28 protein-coding genes are annotated in these 25,072 nt (G+C 39.8%); 8 read left to right on the plus strand and 20 right to left on the minus strand.

Annotation, left to right across the window (positions count from 1 at the left end; all coding sequences use genetic code 11):
* Positions 1–50: 50 nt before the first annotated feature.
* The 4 genes from panD to GMB86_RS15565 all read right to left on the minus strand — a co-directional run bounded on the left by panD (position 51) and on the right by GMB86_RS15565 (position 2,773).
* Positions 51–473 carry an aspartate 1-decarboxylase gene (panD, locus tag GMB86_RS11445; RefSeq protein ID WP_155220042.1) on the minus strand — a complete coding sequence of 141 codons (423 nt, stop codon included), beginning with the start codon at positions 471–473 and terminating at the stop codon, positions 51–53.
* Entirely contained in the window at positions 448–1,344 is an 897-nt protein-coding gene (panC, locus tag GMB86_RS11450) for a pantoate--beta-alanine ligase (protein WP_155220045.1), read from the minus strand. Before panC ends, panD begins: the two co-directional genes overlap by 26 nt.
* Positions 1,341–2,180, minus strand: coding sequence for a 3-methyl-2-oxobutanoate hydroxymethyltransferase (panB, locus tag GMB86_RS11455; RefSeq protein WP_155220048.1), 840 nt, complete (start codon positions 2,178–2,180; stop codon positions 1,341–1,343). Before panB ends, panC begins: the two co-directional genes overlap by 4 nt.
* Positions 2,181–2,632: 452 nt before the next feature.
* Positions 2,633–2,773 (minus strand): hypothetical protein, encoded by a 141-nt coding sequence (locus tag GMB86_RS15565; RefSeq protein WP_196220209.1) that lies wholly within the window; start codon positions 2,771–2,773, stop codon positions 2,633–2,635.
* Positions 2,774–2,969: 196 nt separating this feature from the next.
* Here GMB86_RS15565 and GMB86_RS11460 point away from each other — a divergent pair, with 196 nt between their 5' ends.
* The 3 genes from GMB86_RS11460 to GMB86_RS11470 all read left to right on the plus strand — a co-directional run bounded on the left by GMB86_RS11460 (position 2,970) and on the right by GMB86_RS11470 (position 5,862).
* Complete coding sequence (locus GMB86_RS11460; protein WP_155220051.1) at positions 2,970–4,430, plus strand: spore germination protein; 1,461 nt, start codon at positions 2,970–2,972, stop codon at positions 4,428–4,430.
* Positions 4,431–4,477: 47 nt separating this feature from the next.
* Positions 4,478–4,786: an ATP-binding cassette domain-containing protein gene (locus tag GMB86_RS15825; protein ID WP_329602898.1), complete on the plus strand. Its 309-nt coding sequence runs from the start codon at positions 4,478–4,480 to the stop codon at positions 4,784–4,786.
* A gap of 461 nt (positions 4,787–5,247) precedes the next feature.
* Positions 5,248–5,862: a YitT family protein gene (locus GMB86_RS11470; RefSeq protein ID WP_155220132.1), complete on the plus strand. Its 615-nt coding sequence runs from the start codon at positions 5,248–5,250 to the stop codon at positions 5,860–5,862.
* Between the two features lie 46 nt (positions 5,863–5,908).
* On the opposite strand, the gene GMB86_RS11475 is transcribed toward GMB86_RS11470, so the two are convergent.
* Positions 5,909–7,192 carry an MFS transporter gene (locus tag GMB86_RS11475; RefSeq protein ID WP_155220054.1) on the minus strand — a complete coding sequence of 428 codons (1,284 nt, stop codon included), beginning with the start codon at positions 7,190–7,192 and terminating at the stop codon, positions 5,909–5,911.
* 234 nt (positions 7,193–7,426) lie between these two features.
* Between GMB86_RS11475 and GMB86_RS11480 the strand changes: the two genes are divergently transcribed.
* Positions 7,427–7,813, plus strand: a complete 387-nt coding sequence (locus tag GMB86_RS11480; RefSeq protein WP_155220057.1) for a hypothetical protein — start codon at positions 7,427–7,429, stop codon at positions 7,811–7,813.
* 92 nt (positions 7,814–7,905) lie between these two features.
* On the opposite strand, the gene GMB86_RS11485 is transcribed toward GMB86_RS11480, so the two are convergent.
* From GMB86_RS11485 to GMB86_RS11520, 8 genes are all read right to left on the minus strand, one after another.
* Positions 7,906–8,181, minus strand: coding sequence for a YqhV family protein (locus GMB86_RS11485; protein WP_155220060.1), 276 nt, complete (start codon positions 8,179–8,181; stop codon positions 7,906–7,908).
* A 271-nt stretch (positions 8,182–8,452) separates the two neighbouring features.
* Positions 8,453–9,445: a biotin--[acetyl-CoA-carboxylase] ligase gene (locus tag GMB86_RS11490; protein WP_155220063.1), complete on the minus strand. Its 993-nt coding sequence runs from the start codon at positions 9,443–9,445 to the stop codon at positions 8,453–8,455.
* Positions 9,430–10,608, minus strand: a complete 1,179-nt coding sequence (locus GMB86_RS11495) for a CCA tRNA nucleotidyltransferase (RefSeq protein WP_196220210.1) — start codon at positions 10,606–10,608, stop codon at positions 9,430–9,432. Before GMB86_RS11495 ends, GMB86_RS11490 begins: the two co-directional genes overlap by 16 nt.
* A 177-nt stretch (positions 10,609–10,785) precedes the next feature.
* A complete protein-coding gene (gene bshA, locus GMB86_RS11500) occupies positions 10,786–11,931 on the minus strand; it encodes an N-acetyl-alpha-D-glucosaminyl L-malate synthase BshA (protein WP_155220068.1) in 1,146 nt (381 codons plus the stop codon).
* Positions 11,931–12,641 (minus strand): bacillithiol biosynthesis deacetylase BshB1, encoded by a 711-nt coding sequence (gene bshB1, locus GMB86_RS11505; protein WP_155220070.1) that lies wholly within the window; start codon positions 12,639–12,641, stop codon positions 11,931–11,933. The genes bshA and bshB1 overlap by 1 nt, the downstream gene beginning before the upstream one ends.
* Positions 12,638–13,060 (minus strand): methylglyoxal synthase, encoded by a 423-nt coding sequence (gene mgsA / locus GMB86_RS11510; protein ID WP_155220073.1) that lies wholly within the window; start codon positions 13,058–13,060, stop codon positions 12,638–12,640. Before mgsA ends, bshB1 begins: the two co-directional genes overlap by 4 nt.
* 13 nt (positions 13,061–13,073) lie before the next feature.
* Positions 13,074–13,880 (minus strand): 4-hydroxy-tetrahydrodipicolinate reductase, encoded by an 807-nt coding sequence (gene dapB / locus GMB86_RS11515; protein WP_155220076.1) that lies wholly within the window; start codon positions 13,878–13,880, stop codon positions 13,074–13,076.
* Positions 13,877–14,197 carry a nucleotide pyrophosphohydrolase gene (locus GMB86_RS11520; RefSeq protein ID WP_408033838.1) on the minus strand — a complete coding sequence of 107 codons (321 nt, stop codon included), beginning with the start codon at positions 14,195–14,197 and terminating at the stop codon, positions 13,877–13,879. The genes dapB and GMB86_RS11520 overlap by 4 nt, the downstream gene beginning before the upstream one ends.
* Before the next feature lie 205 nt (positions 14,198–14,402).
* On the opposite strand from GMB86_RS11520, the gene GMB86_RS11525 reads away from it, so the two are divergent.
* The 4 genes from GMB86_RS11525 to GMB86_RS11540 all read left to right on the plus strand — a co-directional run bounded on the left by GMB86_RS11525 (position 14,403) and on the right by GMB86_RS11540 (position 18,884).
* Positions 14,403–15,272 carry a YitT family protein gene (locus GMB86_RS11525; RefSeq protein ID WP_155220081.1) on the plus strand — a complete coding sequence of 290 codons (870 nt, stop codon included), beginning with the start codon at positions 14,403–14,405 and terminating at the stop codon, positions 15,270–15,272.
* Between the two features lie 365 nt (positions 15,273–15,637).
* The gene (locus tag GMB86_RS11530) at positions 15,638–16,663 is read left to right on the plus strand and encodes a zinc-dependent alcohol dehydrogenase (protein WP_230459095.1); all 1,026 of its coding nucleotides are present in this window, start codon (positions 15,638–15,640) and stop codon (positions 16,661–16,663) included.
* Positions 16,664–16,700: 37 nt separating this feature from the next.
* Positions 16,701–17,453, plus strand: a complete 753-nt coding sequence (locus GMB86_RS11535; RefSeq protein WP_155220084.1) for an SDR family oxidoreductase — start codon at positions 16,701–16,703, stop codon at positions 17,451–17,453.
* 96 nt (positions 17,454–17,549) lie between these two features.
* Positions 17,550–18,884, plus strand: a complete 1,335-nt coding sequence (locus GMB86_RS11540) for a gluconate:H+ symporter (protein ID WP_155220086.1) — start codon at positions 17,550–17,552, stop codon at positions 18,882–18,884.
* 313 nt (positions 18,885–19,197) lie between these two features.
* Here GMB86_RS11540 and GMB86_RS11545 read toward each other — a convergent pair whose 3' ends face one another.
* The 7 genes from GMB86_RS11545 to GMB86_RS11575 form a co-directional block, all read right to left on the minus strand.
* Entirely contained in the window at positions 19,198–20,238 is a 1,041-nt protein-coding gene (locus GMB86_RS11545) for a uroporphyrinogen decarboxylase family protein (protein ID WP_155220089.1), read from the minus strand.
* Positions 20,239–20,268: 30 nt separating this feature from the next.
* Positions 20,269–21,012 carry an SDR family NAD(P)-dependent oxidoreductase gene (locus GMB86_RS11550; protein ID WP_155220092.1) on the minus strand — a complete coding sequence of 248 codons (744 nt, stop codon included), beginning with the start codon at positions 21,010–21,012 and terminating at the stop codon, positions 20,269–20,271.
* A gap of 136 nt (positions 21,013–21,148) precedes the next feature.
* Complete coding sequence (locus GMB86_RS11555) at positions 21,149–21,889, minus strand: amino acid ABC transporter ATP-binding protein (RefSeq protein ID WP_155220095.1); 741 nt, start codon at positions 21,887–21,889, stop codon at positions 21,149–21,151.
* Positions 21,876–22,670, minus strand: a complete 795-nt coding sequence (locus tag GMB86_RS11560) for an amino acid ABC transporter permease (protein WP_155220099.1) — start codon at positions 22,668–22,670, stop codon at positions 21,876–21,878. The genes GMB86_RS11555 and GMB86_RS11560 overlap by 14 nt, the downstream gene beginning before the upstream one ends.
* A 13-nt stretch (positions 22,671–22,683) precedes the next feature.
* Positions 22,684–23,382 carry an amino acid ABC transporter permease gene (locus tag GMB86_RS11565; protein ID WP_155220102.1) on the minus strand — a complete coding sequence of 233 codons (699 nt, stop codon included), beginning with the start codon at positions 23,380–23,382 and terminating at the stop codon, positions 22,684–22,686.
* A gap of 22 nt (positions 23,383–23,404) precedes the next feature.
* Entirely contained in the window at positions 23,405–24,286 is an 882-nt protein-coding gene (locus GMB86_RS11570) for a transporter substrate-binding domain-containing protein (protein WP_155220105.1), read from the minus strand.
* 14 nt (positions 24,287–24,300) lie between these two features.
* Positions 24,301–25,071 carry a VOC family protein gene (locus GMB86_RS11575; protein WP_155220108.1) on the minus strand — a complete coding sequence of 257 codons (771 nt, stop codon included), beginning with the start codon at positions 25,069–25,071 and terminating at the stop codon, positions 24,301–24,303.
* Position 25,072 lies beyond the last annotated feature (1 nt).

Raw genomic sequence — 25,072 nt, forward strand, 5'->3', positions numbered from 1 at the left:
CTTCCATCAGTGGGGGTTTTCTTCATCCCCCACCTATCTTCTTTGAATACTCAGAATCTTGAGGTGGGGGTCTTACTGCCCGTTAAGGCGGGATAAACGGTGCGCTCTTTTTCCCCATTTTTTATAGACTGAATGGTATTATCCTCATTCATGAAAGCCACGATAGGTTCATAATCACGACATTGTTTATCGTCAATGACCGCATAGGAAATAATAATAATTGTATCTCCTTCTTGAACGAGTCTAGCAGCAGCTCCATTTAGACAAATGGTTTTTGACCCCGCTTCACCTTCTATCACATAGGTTTCTAACCGAGCACCATTGTGATTATTGACAATTTGAACTTTTTCATTAGGTAAAATGTTTGTTGCCTCTAAAATATCACGATCAATCGTAATACTTCCCATATAGTTCAAGTTAGCTTCCGTGACTGTTGCACGATGAATCTTACTTTTCATCATATGTCTTAGCATAACCCAATGCCTCCTTAGGTGCAGGAATCATAAGAATTCGATTATCAATTAATCTTGCTTGTTTGTACTTCACGGCACAGGCGATAATCACTTGTCCTGAAAGCTCAGCAGCGGGTTTAAGTTCTGGATAGCGAAGGATATCAACGTAATCAACTTCTCCAAGAATTAAATTTTCATAAAAATAACGAGTGATGGAGCTTTTAATCACGTCAGATGACTTTTCACCTTTTTCAATGAGACTCTCACCTAACTTCAAGGCACGGTTAAGATGTAAAGCCTCTTTTCTTTCTTCAGCACTTAGTTTACTGTTACGTGAACTCATAGCTAAGCCATCCTCTTCACGAATCAGTGGACAAGGAAAAAGCTGAATTTGAAAATGAAAATCCTGAATAAGTTGCTGAACAATCGCCACTTGTTGAGCATCCTTTAAACCAAAATAGACGTGATGAGGTGAAACAATATGAAATAACTTGGTTAGAATTGTCGCAACCCCATCAAAATGTCCAGGCCGTTTTTCTCCGCATAATACGTCGACGCCTTGAGTGACATGAACCAAGATAGGATTATCTAGAGGGTACATGTCTGTTACACTCGGGCTAAATAAAACGTCTGCACCAAGATCTTCAACAAGTTTTGCATCTTCGTCTAGGGTTCTTGGATAGGTTTCATAATCTTCATTCGGACCAAATTGAGTAGGGTTAACAAACACACTTACGACAACAAAATCAGACGTTGTTTTAGCTTTATTGATTAATGACGCGTGTCCCTTATGAAGGTTTCCCATGGTTGGTACAAAACCAATCGTCTTTCTTTTCTCTCTTACCTCTGCCGCCAACTTTTGCATGTCTTCAATTGATGTGATGATGTTCATTTTGAATCTCCTCCTTTTAATGCGTGTAAAACTTGATCATCCAAATGAAAGACATGTTCTGACGTTGGGAAAACAGATTCTTTAACTTCTCGTATATAATCTAATATTCCGTCACGAGAAGTTTTTGAAAGATCAGCATAGGATTTTGCAAATGAAGTCAATCTATCCGTTCCATATTTTAAGACGTCGTGATAGACAAGGACTTGTCCGTCTGTATATCGACCTGCACCAATTCCAATGACTGGAATTGTTAATTTCTCTGTAATTAAGGTTCCAATGGGTTCAGGAACACATTCAAGCACAAGCGCAAATGCACCGGATTCTTCCGCAGCAATGGCATCTTGTATTAATTTTTCAGCAGATTCTAGATTCTTTCCTTGTACTTTGTATCCTCCCATGGCACCAACAGATTGCGGAGTTAGACCAAGATGTGACATGACTGCAACACCGGCACCCGTCAACCTTTTAATCATATGAAAAACGTCGCCGCTTCCCTCTAATTTAAGAGCATGTGCTCCGCCGCTTTGAATCAACTTTCTTGCTGTTTGTATCGTATCAGATACGGTTCCATGATACGTTAAAAAGGGCATGTCAGTAACAATAAAGGTGTTTTGTGCCCCGCGCTTAACCGCTTTTGTATGAAGAATCATTTCATCCAATGTGACATCAACAGTCGATTCATAGCCATGAACGACCATTCCAACTGAATCACCCACGAGGATTAAGTCAATCCCTGCTTCTTCAGCACCTTTAGCTGACGGATAATCATAAGCTGTCAACATGGCAATTTTCTCGTGATTCTTTTTCATTTTTTGAAAATGGGTTATTGTTTTCAATCGTTTTCCTCCTTGTTATTAAAAAGAGGACTGGTAAAAAAAGATCATGACCTCATGTCTCTTAATTAGTGTAAAAAAAGAAAAAGCCCACACCTTTAACATCTTATCATTTAAGATGACTGGCGAAGACAGAGGTATACCATTTGACTTAAAAATCGCGAATAAAAACGCTTTTATAGTCAAATTGTTCTTATTTAAATACCATCCTCTGTCCAAGTCCATTCTCTGGATCATGGCAGACTATTTGGGGTTTTGTTATCAAACACATGGTGCCGCTTCTATAAATGAATGCAGCCCTTATCCTTACCTGTGTTGATGACTATCTACCCATTGGTAAGTATACAGAAGATAGGATGATTTAGCAATATCAGAAAGAGGATGTTCAAAAAGCCACCAAATGATAAACTGCGAATCTCGGCGTTGGCTCTAAGAGGATCTTCAACTAAAAGCGCTCACGTCCTGTGGCTGGCGCCTGAAGCCACCACATCCTGTGGAAGGCAGGTCCTCATGTAGTAAGAACCTACATTCCGGTCCTCAAAACGGCGCCGCCTTGATCTTCTTGCTTCTAATTTGTCACCTTTTTGAACTTGCATATAAAGGATGTTCAAAAGCCACCAAATGATAAGCTGCGAATCTTCGCCGCTTACTTGTTTTTCCGATCATAGTAAACATCGCCTTACTGAAATTAATACGTTGGTTGTTAAACGTTCGTGTATTTTTTTATGTGTAAATGGTAATCATTGAAATAATCATCTTTTATAAAATTTTGTAATCGATTTGGGGTTTATTATGGATAATCAACTTAAAAAACAAGTGGAAATTAACATTGAAGAAAATATAGTCTATCTTAAACATGAACTCGGCGTTGGAAAGAACTTTGATGTTATTCATTTAGATGTTGAGTATGCTGAAAAGAAAATGGCCATGTTTCTAGTAGATGGATTAATTAACGATAATCTCCTTCACCTCCTATTGAAATTTCTCGCAAAGGTAAAAAAAGAAGAGTTAAAAGGAAATACATTAAAAAAGCTTCTAAGATCAGAAATTCCTCACGTTGAGGTCAGTTCAAATGACGATTTAAATCAAGTGGTTGATATCATTTTGACAGGTCAAACGGCTCTTCTCGTTGATGGCATTAACGAAGTTATTGTAATTGATGCAAGAACGTATCCCGTCCGTGGACCGGAAGAACCTGACACAGAAAGAGTCGTTAGAGGCGCTCGTGATGGATTTGTTGAAACCATCGTATTTAATACCGCTTTAACAAGAAGACGAATTCGCGATCGTACATTAAGAATGGAATTTTTACAGCTTGGGCGTCGTTCAAAAACGGACATCGTCATTTGTTATATTGGAGACATCGCAGATCCCGAGATGGTACATAAACTAAAAGAAATACTTTCAGACATCGATACTGATGGTCTTCCTATGGCTGAAAAAACGATCGACGAGTATATATCAGGGGGTTACTGGAATCCGTTTCCGGTTGTCCGGTTTACTGAACGTCCTGATACAACAGCAGCCCATCTATTTGAAGGGCACATCTGCATCTTTGTTGATGGTTCCCCATCTGTCATGATTACGCCTGTCACTTACTGGCATCATCTGCAACATGCAGAAGAATACCGAAACAAACCTTTAACAGGCGCTTATTTAAGGTTTGTACGATATATTGCTGTTTTTGCCTCTATTTTTATTATGCCTCTGTGGTATTTACTAAATTTAGAGCCTGGTTTAATACCCGATCAGTTCGATTTTATTGGTCCGAATGACAAAGGTCAAGTACCACTTCTACTCCAATTTCTACTTGTTGAAGTTGGAATGGATATGTTACGAATGGCGGCGATTCATACCCCTACAGCCTTAGCTACCGCCCTTGGACTTGTTGCAGCCCTAATGATTGGACAAGTCGCTGTTCAAGTTGGTCTATTTACGAATGAAGTTATCTTGTATTTTTCTATTGCCGCAATCGGAACATTTGCTACACCTAGTTATGAACTCGGCTTAGCCAATCGGCTTGTACGTATTGTCTTGCTTCTTTCAACAGCTTTGTTCCACACACCAGGTTATGTTATTGCATCAACGATATTTATTATTCTATTAGCACGTATGCAATCCTTTGGTGTTCCCTATCTCTGGCCGTTCATACCATTTAATTACAAGGCTTTTCGAGATATATTGGTTCGCGCGCCAATGCCATTGAGAAATCGGCGACCGCGTATTCTTAAGCCTAAAGATCCTGACAGATAATCAGGCTTCTTTCCGGCTTTGAAAAACCGAGTAACGGGCAAATTTTTGTGGATGGTCAACCACTAGAGGGTCTAAATCATAAAGCATGTATGATGTTTCAAGATGGTCGGCTTCTCCCTTGGAAACGTGTGTTAGAAAATGTGGAGTTAGGGTTAAAAGGAAATCATCGAGAGGAAGCCATCGAAGCTTTAAAAAATGCAGGACTTGACCATCGCCTAACGGAATGGCCTTCTAATTTATCAGGAGGGCAAAAACAACGAGTTTCCCTGGCACGGGCTTTGATTCACAAACCAAGCTTGTTATTACTAGATGAACCACTGGGGGCTTTAGATGCGTTGACTCGCCATGAAATGTAAATTCTGATTGATAAAATAAGAACTAAAACAGGTTTTACAGCATTACTAGTCACTCATGATGTAGAGGAAGCCGTTCTGCTAGCGGATCGTGTTATTTTACTTCAGGATGGATCGATTGCCCAAGATATACAAATTCCAATCTCGAGACCTAGGCAAAGAAATCATCCCGCCTTCTCACCATTAGTGAATCAAATATTAAATCAAATTTTAGGTCGAACTGATAAAGATATCATGATGATTTGATCGATAATTTTAGCCGACCGTCCCATGTGAGAATGGAACAGGTCGGCTCTTATTTAAGAAAACCCCCACTGATTGATTTCACTTTATCCTAATATTTATGGGAATTATATGACATTCTCTTAAGTTAATCAGAATACATTAATAAAAGAGGACGAGTCATCATATCTCATTTAATGTTAGGATGATTTTATTTGAAAAGGCATAATACGATTTACATAATGAGTTATTTGTCGAAAAAATACATATTGATTTTTATAGGTGCCGTCATTCAAGGTTTTTCTATGGGTGTTTTTTTATTCCCTAATGCGATCCCAACGGGCGGAGCAGCTGGAATAACCGTATTACTTAATTATTGGATTCATGTACCTCTTAGTTTGACATTATGGATATTAAACTCATCTGTGCTATTATTCGCCTATCAATATTTAGGTGGTGGGTATGTTGTTGGAACCCTTTTCGGTATTACAGTAACATCCGTTTCTATCGATGTTTTTGGGAAATTTTTGGACACGCCTTTTTCTAACGTCTGGATTGACATGTTTGTCGGTTCAATATTTTTTGGTATTGGTATTACCTGTCTATTAAGGCAAGGAGTTTCCAATGGAGGAATCGGTGTCATCGCCTATATTATATCGAGATATCGACATATTGATCCTGGAAAACCCATGTTTTGGATTAATGGCTTTATTTTTGTGATTACAGCTTATGTGATCGATTGGCAAATCGTTATACAAGCCATTCTTTGTCAATGGATTTCCTCAAAAATTATCAATTGGTTATATAATCTTTCTGTTGAGGTGAAGGCACCATCTTTAGCTTGGCGTAAAAAATAACCATCTTAGGGGTGTAGGGGTTGTCTTCTAAACACTACCTAAAAGTTTATCGACCCCCAACCGGTTCTAAAATCGTCAAATTCTTCTCTTTTTTGCCTCTTTTTCCTTTTTTATTTTTACCTGTTTGTTCTTGTTCGTTATCCTTGACACGGATCAAAAACAAAGCAAGTACGCCCACTAAAAAGGTAAATCCAGCAATGGATAAAAACATCCCCATTCGGGACCATGAAATTAACCAACCAAAAACAGGTGGACCAACAGCTACACCAAGAAAACGAACGGATCCATAAAGGGACGTGACAAAACCTCTTCTCTCTTTTCCTACGGCTCCAGTAATAAAACTGTTGATACACGGAAGAATTAAACCAGTTCCGACACTGCTTATTACAAGGACCGATATAAATGGAACAATGCTTTTAAAAAAGCTTAAAGAACCATAAGAAATTGTCACAAAAATAAAACCTAAGATGATCAGCTTTTTCATCAGCTTTTGGTTTTTACCAATTTTGCTTCCTGTGATATAAGACGTTGTACACATCACTAATAGCGGGATAGCTAGGACAAGGCCTTTTATAACACCATCGATATGATATGCTTTTTCCAAAGTATCGGATAAATAAAAAAGGATACCAAATAAGGTGAATAAACAGGTTGCTCCAGCAAGGTAAGCCGTAAGAAGCCATTTTCCTTCTTGTTTAAAGACACCTAATAATCCTTTAACGTATTCGCCAAACTTTGGTGCCTCTTTCTTCTTCTTTTTTTCCTTAATAAAAATCCACGTAAGAATAACGGATACAAGAACGACGGCAGGAAATGCAAAGAAGACACCATACCAGACAAGTAATGCAACTAAAGATCCTAGTATAGGTGATAATACCTTACCAAAACCATTTGATGCCTCGACCAGTCCAAGGACTTTACTTTCTTCAGATCCTTTAAATAGATCTCCTGTTAAAGCCATGGCTATTGGCGCTGTCCCTGATGCTCCAATGCCTTGAAGTATTCGTCCAACGATGATCCATATATAAGCATTTGTAAACATGGCTGCAGCAAAGCCTGCCAATATTCCTCCTAATCCATACAATATCAACGCCGGAATAATAACCGCTTTTCGAGAGAAACGGTCTGATAAGTATCCAAGGATAGGGATAGAGATGGCTGCTACAGCAGAAAAGGATGTTATTGTTAAACTGGTTTGAAATGAATTAAGTTTTAATTCGGATTGCATTTTTGGCAATATAGGAATGAGCATGGAATTCCCTAAAGTCATGATTAATGGGATAGATCCTATTGCTGCGATTACCATTGCCGAAGGTTTTTTATTAGTCATTATGAATGATCCTCCACATCAATTAACTATTTTCCATGTTAGATTGTCCTTTGTGTAAAAACTTATTCAGTGATTAAAATGAGAAGTTTTTTCTTTTTCGTTATCGGATCATAGAGAATAGCTGGGTTTCGTCTTTTGATCATAAAACACATTTTTAGATAGTCGGATGTATGAAGTATAATGAGAGGGTTTTAAGGAGAAAATACTCCTTATTCATATAAAGGAGCAGAGTTCATGAAGTTATTTATCGAGCATATTTTAGATCATATTGAACAAATAGGAAAAAGAAATGAATTTACAGTTTCTCTTTCTTCCACAAAAAATGAAGATAATTATTTACGGGGCGTCCTACAATTTTTTGATGATATGTTTAATGTTCATTACGTTGTCTTTTTCAGTTATCCAGAAGAACACCCAAACCTCAACTATATCTTCTGGATTCTTGATAAAAAGGGAAATGAACAAACAATAGAAAAAGATGGATCTAAAGAAAAAATGCTAGAAGTTGTAAAAGAATTAGCAATTAAAGAAGTCCACGTGAATCTTGCTAAAGGCAAGGATATTCGTAAACTTTTTAAAGAGTTAGAAAATGTAATGGCGAATGAAAAGAAAGGATCCTAAAAGTATTCTCTCTCTATGCAACCATGGCTCAGTTTACTTTTTTAAAATAGAGAGTTTCGATATGTAGTATGAGTAAGAAGAGTCAAATAATTTTAACTACTTCTTACTCCATAAAGGATGAAAGCTATTCCTGTAAAAATCCACAAAATTTTAATAAAAGAGATTTTATCAGCTATCCCTATAAGTCCAATGGATGTTGTTGCTATGAGAATCAGTGGACCAACGATGGCTAAGGAGCTATTTATAACCAGTGCTTTATCTATTTGATTGACCTTTAACATGAGAATGGCTGCTATAATTTCAATACTACCTGATAGAAATCTTAAAGTGGCCATACCTAATACTGCTTTCTCAAATAATAAAAACATAAGTTTGCTCCCCCATTTTTCCGAATTTCATTCTATTATATGCAGGAGTTGGATTTATAGGACAGGTTTTTCAAATGAGATGTAGCATGATTTGGTTAAAATTATGGGATGTATCCTTATATAGGAAATCCGCCTGAATAACTAAATGCAATAAAGAAAACTTGTAAAGGCGAAGACAGAGGCTTAGTTGCGTATACTTTATGCCTTAAATTTTTCTTAGAAGTGCAAAAAAAAAAGAGGGCTCATGACCTTCCCCTCTTTCATTTAAGCCTTATTTTATTTCAATGTCTGCGGAATAAATTTTGTGAATAGAACCTTGATCATCTTCTAGTAAAAGCGCACCCTCTTCATCTATCCCCTTAGCGAGACCAGTTAAGACTTTTCCATTAAATAATCGAGCATTGATCCGTTTACCAATACTCACAGCATGGCTCTCCCACATCCATTTAATAACCGAGAATCCTTCGTCTAAATAGCGCATATAAAGATCTTCAAAATAAAAAAGGATCGTTTGAACAATTAATGACATGTCATGAGATTTTCCAGTTAATGTTTTTAAGGATGTGGCAATGGAACGTATTTCTTCTGGAAAATCATTTTTATCGGCATTAATATTCATCCCCATACCAATAATGACAGCTTTAACATTTGTCCCTTCGGTTTGCATTTCCGTTAAAATACCCACCATTTTTTTGCCCTTGACAAGGATATCATTTGGCCATTTAATATCTGTTTGAATACCCGTTACGTCTGTAATAGCTTTCACAACGGCGACCGCGGCAATAAGTGTTAATTGAGGAATTCTATTAATGGACAGCTCAGGTCGTAATATCAAACTCATCGCAATTCCTTTCCCTTTCGGCATAGACCAAATACGTCCTAGTCTGCCGCGTCCAGTCGTTTGATGACTCGTAATGACCAATGTGCCATGTGGTGCCCCATCCTCAGCTAAGTGTTGAGCCTCTTTTTGGGTCGACCCGATGGAATCAAAGTAGATCAAATGTTGTCCTAGTTCTTTCGTTTTTAAGCCAACTAGAATTCGAGCTTCACTTAATTCTTTTGGTGTTGAAAGGAGTCGATAGCCCCTCTTTTGAATGGCTTCAATCTTAAAACCTTCAGATTCTAGTTCTTTGATATGTTTCCAAACGGCTGTCCTAGAACAGCCAAGGACATCACAAATTTTTTGCCCAGACAAGTGAGTATCAGAATGATTTAATAACATGTCCAGAATTTTATGTTTAGTTTTTTTTACTGTAATAGCCATTGTTTGATGTCCTCCCTTCTATTTATGAGTTGACCCGACAGGATACGTTTTTCTATTTGTTCAAGCTTATGTGCGATCCAAGGTCCGCTTTTTTTGTTCAACCACTTTATAAGATCATGACCTGTTACAGAAACATCTTGACGATGATGTATCGGCATCTTCTTCCATAATTGATGGATCCGTTGGTCTTGCATTGAATAATGAGAGTAAAAGACATAGTTTAAGCGCTCTATAGCAAGGGCTTGTTCGAGTCCGCTTTGATACAAAGAATAGACATCCCACGGTTTTTGAGCCTGCTCTTGAAAGACGGATTTTAGTTTAATCATTGCTTTCCTTAAAGAACTGGACATTTTCCATTTAGAACAAAATTCCTGAACGTCTATTTGAAGCGCCATTAAAAAAGCACACCAATGTTCAGCATCACTTTGAAGGACGATAAGTTTCCGCTTGCTGTGGCTAAGAATGTCCTCTCCTTTATTCTCACAGAGTAAAAGATGTTTATGACAATTTGTTTCAACAAGGTATTGTAATGCTTTTGATACCGCTTGTCCATGGAGGAGTTTGGTCATTTCTTGAGACACCCGTTCTATGGATACTTTGGACAACAATGGAGATGTTTCGTTAAAGGCTTGTCTTTCATGACGTCCAAGTGAAAAATCCAATTGGCTTAGAAAACGCAGGCCACGTAATAAACGTAGTGGGTCTTCATGAATTCGATCTAACGGGTTTCCTACCATTCGAATTTGTTTTAACTGACAATCTTTTTTCCCCTCATAGGGATCGATAAGAACCCCTTCTTTGTCTATTGCCATTGCATTCATGGTAAAATCCCGACGTTTTAAATCTTCTTGAATGGAGGAAACAAAGGTCACGTGATTGGGATGCCTAAAATCACTATACTCAGATTCAGATCGAAACGTCGTCACTTCATACCCTTCTCCTTGATAAATAACAAGAACAGTCCCATGTTCAATTCCCACAGGGACTGTTTTCTGAAAAAGATTTTGTACGATGTCAGGGGTAGCAGACGTTGTAATATCAATATCATGAATAGGCAAGCCAAGCATAGCATTCCTGACTGCTCCGCCAACGACATAGGCATCATAGCCATGATCATTTAATTGATTTAAAATAGGTAGGACTTTAGGAAAAGGAAATTGCAACATCTGCCACCTCTTTATCTATTAATTCACCGAGTAGACCTTTTATCCCACCTTAACGGCAAGTAAAGACCCCCACCTCGGGGATTCTGAGTAGTCAAAGAAGACAGGTGGGGGATCAACTGCCCGTAAAGGTCCGATTGGTTCAGCTAACCATCAGTTTCACTTTATTATACTTACTCATCTATCTAACGATTCATATTTACCAAGTACGTGATAATAGACGGATTCATACTGAGATAGAATGTGCTCAGTTCCAAATGTCGTCCGAGCCCGTTTGAAAGCTTGACTCGCCATTTTTTCATGTAAACCTGGATTTTGAAGTACTTCAAGAGCTCTTGAGGATGCTGCTTTTATATCTCCACATGTAACGATAAAGCCTGTTTCTCCATCTACAATGACTTCTGGAATGCCCCCAATGCGTGTTCCTATAGCAGGGACTGAACAAGCAGCTGCCTCTAAGAGGATTAAGCCAAAGCTTTCTTTTTCAGATAAAAGGAGAACAAGATCACTTATAGATAATAAGTCAGCCACATTTTCTTTTTTCCCTAGGAAAAGGACGTACTCCTCAATTCCAAGATCTCGCACCATATCTCGTACGATAGGAAATTCGGGACCTTCACCGATAAGCACTAATTTTGATGGCAGTTGATCATGAACGTTTTTAAAGGTTTGGATAATATCTGGTACCCTTTTAACACGCCTGAAATTAGAAATATGAATAAGGACTTTTTCGTTCTCCTCAATACCAAGTTCTTTCTTTAGATCGGGTATGTCACGTCTGACATACGTATCTTCATCAACAAAATTATAGATCGGAACAATTTCCTTATTCGTATGTAGCATGTCTCTTGTCTGATGAACAAGATCTTGGGATACAGCCGTAACTGCATCGGATTTTTCTATACCAAAGCGAATCATGTCACTGAGTGATGGATCATCACCAAGAACCGTTATGTCTGTCCCATGTAATGTCGTGACAATTTTAAAGGCACCACCAGCCATTTCTTTAGCTAGAAAAGCACAAACAGCATGAGGCATTGCGTAATGTACGTGTAAGATATCCAACTTTTCTCTCAAAGCCACTTCAGCCATTTTGCTTGCAAGAGTTAAATCATACGGTGGATAACGGAAGACGGCGTATTGATTGACTTCTACCTCATGAAAATAAATATTTCGTGAGGGTTTTTCTAATCTAAATGGCATGCTGGATGTAATAAAATGAATCTCATGGCCTTTTTGAGCAAGTAATTTTCCAAGTTCAGTTGCAACTACACCCGAACCGCCGATCGTAGGGTAACACGTAATCCCAATCTTAAGCCCCATTACACATGACCTCCAACTATGTCACCTAGGGTTAAGGGTCTCTTTGTTATAAAACCTTCGGCGTATGTGACATTAATTTCTTTTCCAAATAATCGATCACGACTTTTGACTGTTTCTATATATCCGTTTGTCAGCGGCGTGTCCACTCCGTTAGCCGGTTCGAATTGACTTTCATAGGCCCCAAGTGCTGCCAGTTTTTTTTCGTAAACATCTGATATATTAACAACAAAGTCTGGATTATGAAACCCATTGATAAAGTAATAATAAAGTTCTTTAGGCCTGAAACTAGGCAAATTCAGATTAGCCGTATATTTTTTTATTCCTGCCGAAAAGTAGGCTTGATCAACCAAATGACCACAATCACCATGGTCTGGGTGACGATCTTTATCGTATGGGACAAAGATCACTTTAGGTTGATATTCTCGAATAATATCGACAATCACAGCACATTTTTCCTCGGTAAATTGGAGGCCACGATCTGGAAAACCACAATTTTCACGAACACGAAGATTCAATGCCACAGATGCTCTTTTGGCTTCCTTTTGTCTTAATTCAACATTGCCATTAGACGATAAATCAGCTTTTGTTAGATCGCAGATGCCAACTTTATAACCTTTTTGAGCATGTAAAGCCAGTGTTCCGCCCATCCCAATTTCAACATCATCCGGATGGGCACCAAAAGCTAAAATATCAAGTTGTCGTTCACTCATTCTTTTCTCTTTCCTTCTTCCTTATCATGTATTATCTCGCGCCAATGCAGGTCGTTTCGACTTAAAGCATGTATGACGAGCTCGGCTGAAGCCATATTTGTTGCGAGAGGGATTTGATAAACATCACTTAAACGCATCAAAGCACTGACATCAGGTTCATGAGGTTGGGCCGTTAATGGGTCGCGAAAGAAAAGAATAATATCCATCTTATTCGTTGCCACCATGGCGCCTATTTGCTGGTCTCCGCCAAGCGGCCCGGACTGAAAACGATGGATTTTAAGTGAGGTAGCTTCCATGATGCGTAGTCCAGTCGTTCCAGTCGCAAACAGTTCATGTTGCGATAAGATCGGTTCATAGGCTGTTGCAAAACGTACCATATCATCTTTCTTTTTATCATGGGCAATGAGTGCTATTTTCATCTTTCTACCCCTCTCAATCTAGAATGTTTTCAAGACCATATATGAGCGTGTTTAAAGTCATAACTGTTCTGACACTATAAGCAACACCAGTCATGAAGGATTGACGATTCATGGAGTCATGACGCAAGGTCAGTAACTCTCCATCTCCTCCAAGTAGAACTTCTTGGTGAGCAATAAGACCTGGCAAGCGAACGCTATGAATTCTCATGCCATCGAACTCTGCTCCTCTTGCACCAGGAATCAATTCTTTTTCCTCCGGATGCCCTTGATGTTTTTGTTCTCGATTCGTTTGTACGAGTTCAGCTGTTTTCACAGCAGTTCCTGATGGCGCGTCTTTCTTCTGGTCATGGTGCATTTCAATAATCTCAATGTCCGGAAAATATTTTGCCGCCATACTGCTGAATTTCATTAAAAGAACGGCACCAATAGCGAAGTTGGGAGCAATAATTCCGCCTAGCTGCTTCTCATCCATTTGTTTTTTAAATGTTTCAACCTCTTCACTTGTAAAACCCGATGTACCGATAACTGTTTTTATACCATAATCAATGGCCGCCTGAAGATGTTGCTTTCCAATCTCTGGATGTGTGAAATCAATCAAAACATCTGGTTTGACGCTACTAAAACACTGTTCAATATCAGTATATACCTTAGCATCTATCGATGAGAGATTTAAGAGATCGCCAATATTCTCTCCTTCATATTTATGATCAACGACTCCAACCAACTCAAACTCGGGAGTTCTTGCGATCATTTTTACTGTTTCAGACCCCATTCGCCCACGGGCACCGGCAACGACTAGTTTTGTTCTTTCTTCACTCATGATTTTTCCTCCTGTGCATCTATTCTTGTCCAACGATCCTTATCGCGTGTATTAAATTTAGTCATCACCATCTGGAACGATTTTTCCATATCGATATCTAAAGAATTGGCGAGACATGTTAAAACAAATAACAAATCTCCAAGTTCTTCGTCGATAGCCTTCTCACCTTCAGATGATTTTTTCTTTTTTTCACCATAATAATGGTTGATCTCGCGTGCGAGTTCACCAAGCTCTTCTGTCAAACGAGCCGTCATCGCAAGCGGTGAAAAATAACCTTCTTTAAATTGGCTTATGTATTCATCTACTTCTTTCTGCATTCCTTTAACACTTAACTCACTCAAATTTCTAGCCTCCCAAAACATCTACTACATGTAATATTAAGCAAAAAATGATGTGATGACAAATCTTTTGTCGATTGAACGTTAAGTTTCTTTCATATATAATTGAGTTTATGCCAATAATTAGTAATAAAAGGTTTAAATCAGTCTGATAAATCGTCTCTTATAAAAAGGAATTGAAATTATGAATGTATCGATAAAATTAAAAAATACCTTATTCATTATCGTTGGTTCTGCTTTTTTCGCTTTTGGACTTATTAACTTTAACATTAAGAACAAACTGGCGGAAGGCGGAATTACAGGAATCACACTCATTTTATATAACTTATTTCATATTGATCCAGCAATAAGCAATATTGTCATAAACATCCCCTTGTTCCTACTTAGTTGGAAATACCTAGGTAAAAGCGGCTTTATTTATACCTTAATTGGTACAGTTGGCTTATCCTTTTTCTTATATGTTTTTCAACATTTTTTACCTTTTAATATACCACTTTCCGGTGATATGACACTAGCTGCGTTATTTGCAGGTGTCTCAATTGGATCAGGGCTTGGAATTATTTTCAAGTATGGCGGAACAACAGGTGGCTCTGATATTGTTGCTCGGATTCTTTTCAAATATATAGGCTGGAATATTGGTAAAACCATGTTTCTTATTGATGCTTTGGTTATTACAGCCTCACTTATTTATTTGAATTTTGTTCAAGCTATGTATACCCTTGTTGCTGTTTTTGTGGCGTCAAGAGTCATAGATTTTATTCAGAAAGGCGCTTATGCCGCAAAGGCGGCTATGATCATCTCACAAAAAAATGATGAAATATCAAAAGTCATCATAAAAAATCTAGATCGCAGTGTCACCATACTCAACGGTAAAGGTGGTTATACGGGTCAACAAATGGGCGTTCTCTATTGCGTTGTCAGTCAAAGTGAGATTTTTAGATTAAAAAATCTTGTTAACCAAATTGACCCGCATGCTTTTGTTTCTATTCATGACGTATATGAAGTTTTCGGTGAAGGATTTACACTGGATTCGGATAAGAAACCGATAAATTGAAGCTTCTATCAGTGGGGGGTTTCTTCATCCCCCACTGATGGTTAGCTGAACCAATCGTACCTTTACGGGCAGTTGATCCCCTACCTAGGAATACTCGTTTTCGCTCATTACCTTGAGGTGGGTGTCGTTTATGCGGGATAAATCAAGAACCTCATGATGGAATTTCATTGTGAGGTTTTTTGCTCACTAATCATCGTTTTCAAACCAACTAGTCTAACCATCATCTATTGGTCATATACTCTCTGTAAATTGAGATCTAGTTATAGACGTCCTTTTAATTTAGATTCTTTGTCTATAAGTGTCTTAATAATCCAAATAAAAGTACTCATTTTGTTTAAAACAAGTGGACAACTGGAGGAATAGAAATGACCAAAATGAAAGCTGGGCTTTATACTGCTCCAAAACAGGTTGAGATGGCAACTTTGCCAATTCCAACGATAAAAAAAGACGAGGTTCTCGTGAAAGTTTCCTATGCCGGAATATGTGGTACGGATATGATGATTTACTTTGGAAAACACCCAAGAGCCAAATCACCTCTTGCCATGGGACATGAATTTAGTGGTGTGATTGAAAAAGTTCATCCTCTCTTCGTGGATGATTTTTCAGTTGGGGATCGTGTGGTTATTGAACCGACCCTAAGTTGTGGTTCGTGTGATGCTTGCCGCTCTGGCCAATATCATGTATGTAATACGCTTCAGTTAATCGGTATCGATCATCATGGTGGATTTGCGGAATACGTATCCGTTCCTGTTCATTGTCTTCACAAAATCCCTATGACTGTCACGGATGAACAGGCAGCTGTTACAGAACCGGTGGCTGTCGCTATACATACTGTAAGACGTTCTTCTCTTCAAATAGGAGATACAGTCCTAATACTAGGAGCGGGACCAATTGGTTTACTCATCGGTCTCGCTGCACGAAATGCTGGTGCCGGGGACATCATTATTTCGGATATTAGTCCTTTTCGCTTGGAAAAAGCGAAGGAACTAGGTTTTCATGTTGTTGACAGTAAAACAGAGGATGTCGTTCAAGTTGTTCTTTCCCAAACGAATGGTAAAGGCGCAGATGTCGTCTTCGAAGTAGCCGGACATCAAGCCACGATTGACCAAATGTTACCTGCCATTAAGTTTCAAGGTAAGGTGACGGTTGTAAGCGTATTCAAAAATAACCCACAAATCGATCTTGCTGCGATGCATTTTCGTGAATTATCATTAACCACGACTCGGTGCTATACTCATGATGATTTTAAAGCTGCTCTGCGATTGATGGAAGATGGTCGAATTGATGTCGCTTCTATTGTATCTCACGTTTTACCAATCGAAGAGATTAAAAAAGGGTTTGAATTGATGGAATATCCGGATGAATCTCTTAAAATACTTTTTCATCCATAAAAAAAGTAATACTGAAAAAAAATTGAGGTGGAAATCAATGAATCTATTTTCATTAAAAGGAAAAGTTGCCTGTATTTCTGGTGCGACACGCGGTATTGGTAAAGAAATGGCACTGGCTTTAGCAGAAGCTGGAGCTGACATTGCTCTTCTACAACGATCTGAAAATCAAGAAGTCAAAGAAGCCATCGAAACGATCGGGCGGACGTGCAAAATTATTATTTGTGATATGTCAAATCCAAACGATGTTAAAACAGCCATTCCTAAAGTTCTGAACGAATTTGGAACCATAGATATTCTTGTAAATAATGCAGGAATTCAAAGACGTTCGCCCTCTACCATCTTCTCAGAAGAAGATTTTGATGACGTTTTACAAGTCAATCTAAAGGCTGTTTGGCTTCTATGCCAACAAGCTGGAAAACACATGCTTGAGAAAGGTCATGGGAAAATCATTAATACGGCGTCCCTTCTCTCTTTCCAAGGGGGGTATACTGTTCCTGCATATGCAGCTGCAAAAGGAGGTGTTGCCCAGATTACCAAAGCGCTTGCCAATGAATGGGCAGAGCACAATGTGAACGTCAATGCCATCGTTCCGGGTTACATTGCAACCGATATGAATACAGCCCTTATTCAAGATCCTATCCGGAGTAAGCAAATTTTAGACCGTATTCCAGCTGGACGTTGGGGTACACCGGAAGATTTTAAAGGCTCCATTATTTTTCTTGCCTCTGACGCATCCAATTACATCCATGGTCATTTACTTGTTGTCGATGGTGGATGGTTAGGTAGATAAGCTAATCATCTATACTCCCTTTAGGGGGAGTAGGGACATGATCCCCACTGATTGCTTATCTTTTAAGATAAAGAAAAGATTAAGGAGGAATTAGTGATGCCCATTTTTATCGTTGCCTTAGGTGTACTGTTATTGCTCTTACTCATTGTCAAATTTAAGATCAATACGTTTATTGCATTAATTATTGTTTCTATTTTAGTTGCCCTTGGTCTTGGTATGGATATTACTAAAATTATCACATCAGTAGAAACAGGTGTAGGAGGTCAATTAGGTCACCTCGCTCTTGTCTTTGGGTTTGGCGCCATGCTTGGAAAATTAGTCGCTGATGCAGGAGGCGCCTACCGCATTGCGATAACGTTAATCAATCGCTTTGGGCGTAAAAAAATCCAAGTCGCCGTGGTCGTAGCCTCGTTTATCATTGGCATTGCTCTTTTCTTTGAAGTGGGGCTTGTCCTTTTAATTCCCATTATTTTTGCTATTGCTACTGAACTTGGTATTTCCATCTTGTATTTAGGAATTCCAATGGTGGCAGCCTTATCGGTTACACATGGTTTCCTACCACCTCACCCAGCACCAACAGCTATAACAGCCGCTTACGGCGCGAATATGGGGCAAGTTCTTTTGTATGGGCTTATTATTTCCATTCCTACAGCCATTGTTGCAGGCCCTCTATTTAGTAAAATTGCCATTAAGGTGATACCTAGCGCATTTGAACGAAAAGGGAATATCAAAGCCTTAGGAAAACAAAAAGAATTTAAACTTGAAGATACACCTGGATTTTTCATAAGTACAATCACATCCTTATTTCCAGTTATCTTAATGGCGTTAGCCACTATTTTCTCTTTAGCGGTTAAAGGGGATTCGACGCTTAAGAAATTTATCGAATTTATTGGTGCGCCAGGAACGGCCATGCTTATTTCACTCATCTTGGCCATATATACGATGGGAATTGCACGTAAAATTCCAATGAAAACGATCATGAATTCAGTTGAAATATCGATTAGCCAAATTGCCATGATGCTACTCATCATTGGCGGCGGTGGTGCCTTTAAACAAGTATTAATCGATGGCGGTGTAGGTGATTATGTTGCAAAAATGTTTAACGGAACAACTCTATCGCCTCTATTACTAGCTTGGATCATAGCGGCTATTTTACGTATTTGTCTTGGTTCAGCCACTGTAGCCGCATTGACAACGGCAGGACTTGTCACTCCACTCATGGTATCCGGTGCAGTGAACCCTGCACTAATGGTTCTTGCAACGGGTGCAGGCAGTTTAATAGCCTCTCATGTCAACGACGCTGGTTTCTGGATGTTTAAAGAATACTTCAATTTAAGTTTAAAAGAAACGTTTGGAACATGGACATTATTAGAAACCATCATTTCTATTGTGGGCTTAATTTGTGTCCTCATCCTTAGCTTGTTTATTTAAATTTAAGCGCCTTTATTCATGGATAATAGACTTTTTATCTTATAATCTTATAAGTCTATTATCAACCAATAATTGAACTATAGAGTGTCGTAAACAAATATAAAAGAAAGCTATAATGATTCCTCCTTCAAACTGTCGTTTCTAGCTTGTTTCTTACTGTCTTCTTTCTCCGTTTGAAACGTGGAGGGTTCTGCTCAATTACAAAAAACTTAAAAACGAATGAGTGGAGAGAAAGGTGATCACTTTTCTCTCCACTCATTTTGCCTTACCATCAATTCGAGCCAAAACATCTGTCTTATCAAAATGTATTGTGTTACCTTTTCTCTCCGCCTGTAACCCATTGGCATGCCGAAACCGTTAGCATTTCCGAGACCCATTGAGCATGAGCATCATCCGTGTCAAACGGGATACTGCAATCGCCGCTGAGGAGAATGCCTTGACGCCCGTTTTCTTCGAGCAGACGCTGCGTTTCAGCCTGAATCTCTTCTTTTGTGCCTTTGTAAAAGACACCGTTCACCGTATTCTCAAAACCACCCATCACCGTACGGCCATCAAAGAGTTTCTTTCCTTCTTTTAAGGAAACTCCTTCGACGTATGTGGCCCAGTGAAAGGCTTTTACTGGATAGTCCTTGTAATCACCTAGCCGATTCCGTTTGCCTTCAAAGCCGCAAATGTGGATGATATTGTAATCATGAACGTCTTGAACCGCCCGCAACAATTTAACCTCGCTTGGCTGAACATATTGCTGCCAGTGCTTCGTACTAATGTCCGCATCTTGAGGCTGCTGAACGCACAGATAGATGCCATCAATCCCCGATTCGTTCATCAATTTGGTACTCAAAACAATCAGATCATCGCTAAGCACGTCTAATACATCGGCAATTGCCTGAGGACCCTCTTTTAAAAAACGGTATATTTTTTCGGTATCCTTTTCAAAGATTTCAAAACGCAGACGCAGCTGATACCATGGAGAAAAAATATTGTAAAAGCTGCCAATTTCACCCTCATAATGGTCTACAATTGCCTTAACTGCGGCTACCTGCCGAGTGATCCAAGGATCATCCGGGTCAATGGGCTTAATCTTTTTCAGATCCTCCGGTGTTTCAAACTCGTTATCAATCACACTAGGATGCAAGAAGAATCCATCACTCATAATCTTCGTAAAATCAGGGTCGTAACGATCATAAAAATTCTGCTGGCGCTTAACCACCTCATCGATCACTGCTAAGTCACGGTATCCAAGAACTTGTTTTTGCTCATCTGATAGATAGTGATGCCAAAAGCCGGCTAACACTCGGTCCGTCGGCTTGTTATCCAACGTATCTAGTAGAATCTGATGTTTATTTTCTGCCACAACAGCCACCACCTGTCCTTATTTAGTCCTTTATGCTAAACGCCAGCCGCCATTTACGTGAAGACTCTGACCCGTGATGTAGCTCGCATCGTCGGAAATCAAAAAGGCAATTGGCTTCGCGACTTCAGACGCTTTGGCAGGTCGCTGCATCGGCACTTTTTTTCGGTATTTTTCAATGTTTTCCAGAAGCCGCTCATGCGTCATTTCCGTATCGGTAATGCCAGGAACAACCGCATTCACGCGAACATTCTTGGAAGCGCCCTCAAGTGCCAATGTCTTAGTCAGACTTGTCACGGCACCTTTTGAGGCAGAATAGGCATCGTAATCTAGGATACCGTCGAAGGCATCGATAGACGTCACGTTCACAATGCTACCAAAGCCCTGATCAAACAATTTTGGCAGCAGTGCCAGACTTGGATATAACGTACCATAGAAGTTGACGTCCATGATTTCCTTCCAGGATTGATCGTCATAGTCTAAAACGTCCGTCGTGTTGAAAATACCTGCTGAATTGACCAACCCGTCAATACGTCTGGTTTTTGAGTAGATTTCATCAAATACTTGTTGAACAGCATCCTTATCGGTCAATTCAAGTCGATAGGTTTGACTTTGAACACCATCACGAAGCGTCTCAGCCTGTACCTTAGCTAGACGCTCTCTATTACGGCCAATTAAATGGACGTTGTACCCTTGATTTGAGAGCTCAACTGCAGCAGCCCGGCCTATGCCGCTGCTTGCACCCGTCACAATGACATGCTTTTCTGTATTTGCCATAGTACCAGATCTCCTTCTTATTCGGCTTAAATCATGTTTTTAAAAAGCCTTACTGAACGTGTCATCCTTAAGTCTTCCTTGACAAGCAAACGGAGTATTGCGGCTGTTACTTGCTCACCCCGTAGTTGTTTTATTTTCAAACGTTCGCTAAGATGTCCGTTAAAAACGTTTTGGTCCGTTCTTCAGAAGGATTCTCAAAAATCTTTTTAGGAGATCCTTGCTCGACAATATATCCGTCAGCCATAAAAATCACTCGATTTGAAACATCACGGGCAAAATTCATCTGGTGTGTAACAACAACCATCGTCGTCCCTGAATTAGCCAGATCCTGCATAACTTTCAGAACTTCCCCAACGAGTTCTGGGTCCAAAGCTGAAGTCGGCTCGTCAAAGAAAATAACCTGAGGATTCAGAGCAATCGCCCTTGCGATCCCGACACGCTGCTGTTGGCCACCGGAAAGCTGTGATGGGTAGTGGTTCTGACGATCCGTTAGGCCAACACGTTCCAGTGCCTTCAGAGCAATTTTTTCTGCTTCACTTTTTTTCACTTTGCGGGCAACGATCAAGCCTTCCGTAATGTTCTGCAAGGCTGTTTTATTATTAAAAAGATTATAGTTTTGAAAAACAAATCCGATATTTCGTCGAATTGTGTGGATGTCTTTTCCATTTAATTTCTGGAAGTCGTTGTCGACTCCAGCAAAAGAGATGTGCCCGCCGTTAGCTTCTTCCAAAGTGGTAATCGTCCGCAAAAGCGTCGTCTTCCCGGAACCACTGGGCCCGATAATCGAAATGACATCGCCCTTGTTGACATTGATGCTGATTCCCTTAAGAATGTCATTGCCTGCATAGCTTTTCTTTAAGCCTTCAATTTTGAGCATGATTGGTCCTCTCGCTTTCTGTTAAATCTGTTTTTGCTTCTATTTCCGGTTGCTTGATACTAAAGGGAAGCCAGTTGAAGCCGGTTGTTTTCTTTGTTGGTCTTCGATATTTGCTGAAATAGCGCTCGAGCAGATAGAAGATCACTTCGGCACAATAACAGATGATCAGATAATAAACCCAAACCACTAAATAGGCTTCCAGAAAATTATAGTTGAAAGCAGCCTCCGTTTTTGCAATCGCAGTAATATCTTTAACAGACATAATAAAAGCTAAAGATGAATTCTTTATCAAGTATAAAGTGGCGTTGGCAATATTGGGCAGCGCAGAAATCAATGCTTGAGGAAAAATGATGCGCCAAAAGGTTTGACGTGGTTTCATCCCCACCATTAAGCCCGCTTCCATCTGCCCCTTATCGACCGTCTGCAGCGCTGATCGGAAAACTTCCGTCAAGGTTGCAATGCTGTTCAATGTAAAGACGATGTAGGCATAATAAATCGGATTGATGTCGAATGCTGCCTTGCCAATAATCGTATTCAACAGACTCGGAAACGCACTGTACACAATCAGAATCTGCGCAATAATCGGCGTTCCTCTAATTAGGGATACATAGAATTTCACAAATTGTTCCAAGACCTTTATTCGATAAATCCTGATTAATGCAAATAAGACGCCAATCGGCAATGAGATCAGTAAGGCAACCAAGACAATTTTCAGAGTAACGGGGACACCATGAATGGCTGTGTAGGCCACTTTTACCATAAAATCTGTATCTAATGACATTTAAGAGGCCCCCTTAAACTGCAATGGTTTTTCTTTTTTTCTGATAGGATTTCTCAACCAAGGACACGCCCTTGTCAATCGCCAGCGAAATCACCCAGTAGATTAAGGCTAAGGCGCAATACGTCTGCCAAGCATAGCCGCCCGAGTTATTGGCCACAATCATTTGTGCCTTGGAAACCATATCGACGACCCCGATAGTGAACGTCAATGCCCCTTCTTTTAGAAGGTTGACCACTGAATTCGCAAAGTTAGGCAGTGCCACGACAAAGGCTTGCGGCAAAATAATCCGATAAAAAGTCTGGAACGGGCTCATGCCGACGAGCAGCCCTGCCTCCATTTGCCCCTTGGAAATGGACTCATATGCCGAACGCATAATTTCAGATACCGGCGCTGAAAACAGTAATGTTAAAGCAATAATGACAAAGTACATGCGGTTCCATCCATCAATATTCGTATGGAACCAGCCATTAAAGAGAAGCGGCATGCCGTAATACACCAAGAAAATCATGATGATTGAAGGTGTTGCCCGAATGACACTCACGTAAATACCAGCGAGTACTCGCAAAATAACCGACTGACTCAATCTTGCCGCTGCAAGCAGCAACCCGAGCAAACTTCCCAAAATGATCGATGATAACGATACAATCAAGGTGATGTTAATGGCCGGCAGCAACTGACCTAAGAAGTTGACGATTAATTTGATATTTTCCATTTACAAACCCTCAACTTTCTCATTATTTAAAAGGCTGATCCAACAATTTAAAGTTATCCTGACCAAAGTATTTCTCTGAGAGTTCCGATGCCTTGCCGGATTTAATGATTTTCGTAATCGCCTTGTCATAAGCTGCAGCAAATTCCTTCTGATCCTTATTAAACAGTGGGTACGTCTTGATTCCGCCTAAAGTTACGTAGGTTAACTTGCCTTTTAAATCAGCGTTCGCGCCGTTTTTCTTTTCAACATTGGCTTCATACATTGGGCGGATCGCAAAAAATGCGTCGTAACGGCCTTCGTTGACCCACTTCAAAGCATCAGAAACAACGAACGTATCGGCACTGCCCAATTTGATCTTCGGATTATTATTCTTGTTATAATCAGCGATTACGGCATATTGTCCATTTTGCGGAGCGATCGGTACTAATTTACCGTTATTCTGGGCGAGCTTAGCCAAACCGCCGAACTTATCTTTATCTTTCGTGCGCACAACAAAGCCGGAGTCACTCACACCAAAGTAATTCTTTGGAAAGAGGTACGTTTTGGCACGATCCTCAGTATAGAAAATATTCTTAACACCGACTTGATACTTGCCGCTCTTTACACCGATTAAGACGTCATCGTCACTCGTGCCGACATAGTCAAATTTATATTGAGGCAATTGTTTATCCACTTCACGCATGATGGCGACATCATAACCATCACCTTGCTTCTTGTTGTTTTGATAAGTGATTGGGAAGTTAGTCGTTGCATAAGCAACTTTAATGACCTTTGGGTTGTCGGTACTAGCCTTATCGGAAGATGTTGATTTATCCGAACCACGACCTCCAAGAAAGTAAACGCCTCCGATGACTACGACGATTGCAGCGATGACACCGATAATAATTTTATCTAATTTTCTCATTTTGTTGTTCCCCCTTATTTAAATGTAAACTTTATGTTGCCAAAACCTAATGTTTGTTGTTTTAATTGATCCCCTGCACCGTCAAAATTCAGTTGAACGAGGTGGTTTTCCAATCCTTGCTCAAAAATCAATTGTCGATCGTGCAATTGGATTTGGTACCCGTTATCCGATCTTTCTGGTTTGGTTTCTAGTAACTGTCCCCAGACACCGGCCGTTTTTTCCGGATCAGGTACGTTGAAAATGGCTTGTCTAACGAGCAAATCTCCAGCAGCATGTTGGACAATCAGTCCTTGCTCCGTAAGTTTTTGCTCTCGAGCTTCATCACTGCCCTGCCATTGGATGAAAAATGGATAAGGCAAACCATCTATGGTGCCGTTGATAAAGAAAATCGACCAAGTGATCAGGTGCCCTTGTTCGTCCAACCGTTTGCCGACTTGGATGTCACCGGCATTGACCCCGGCTCCCTTCAAACGTGCATGCGTCGCTTCAATGTCCGATGTACGGATCGCGATCGTATTGATGCGTTGTACGTTTTGTTCATAATCTTGAACTGCATCATAAACCGCAGAAGCATCTGTACGTGAAAAGTTCTTTGCCCGCGCCTCATCATAAACAGAAATCAATTCAATGTAATTCAAGCCAAAGTAACCTAAGGCGTTTTCGGTACCCCACTTTTCATGACGGCCTCCGCGCAAAAACACAATACCGTGATCTCCAAAAAACCGAGCGGCTTGATCCACATCTTGAACGTTGATCATCGTATGGTCCCAAGTTAAAACAGCCATT

Source organism: Terrilactibacillus tamarindi (genome assembly GCF_009718825.1).
In the GTDB taxonomy this organism is placed as follows: Bacteria; Bacillota; Bacilli; order Bacillales; family Sporolactobacillaceae; genus Terrilactibacillus; species Terrilactibacillus tamarindi.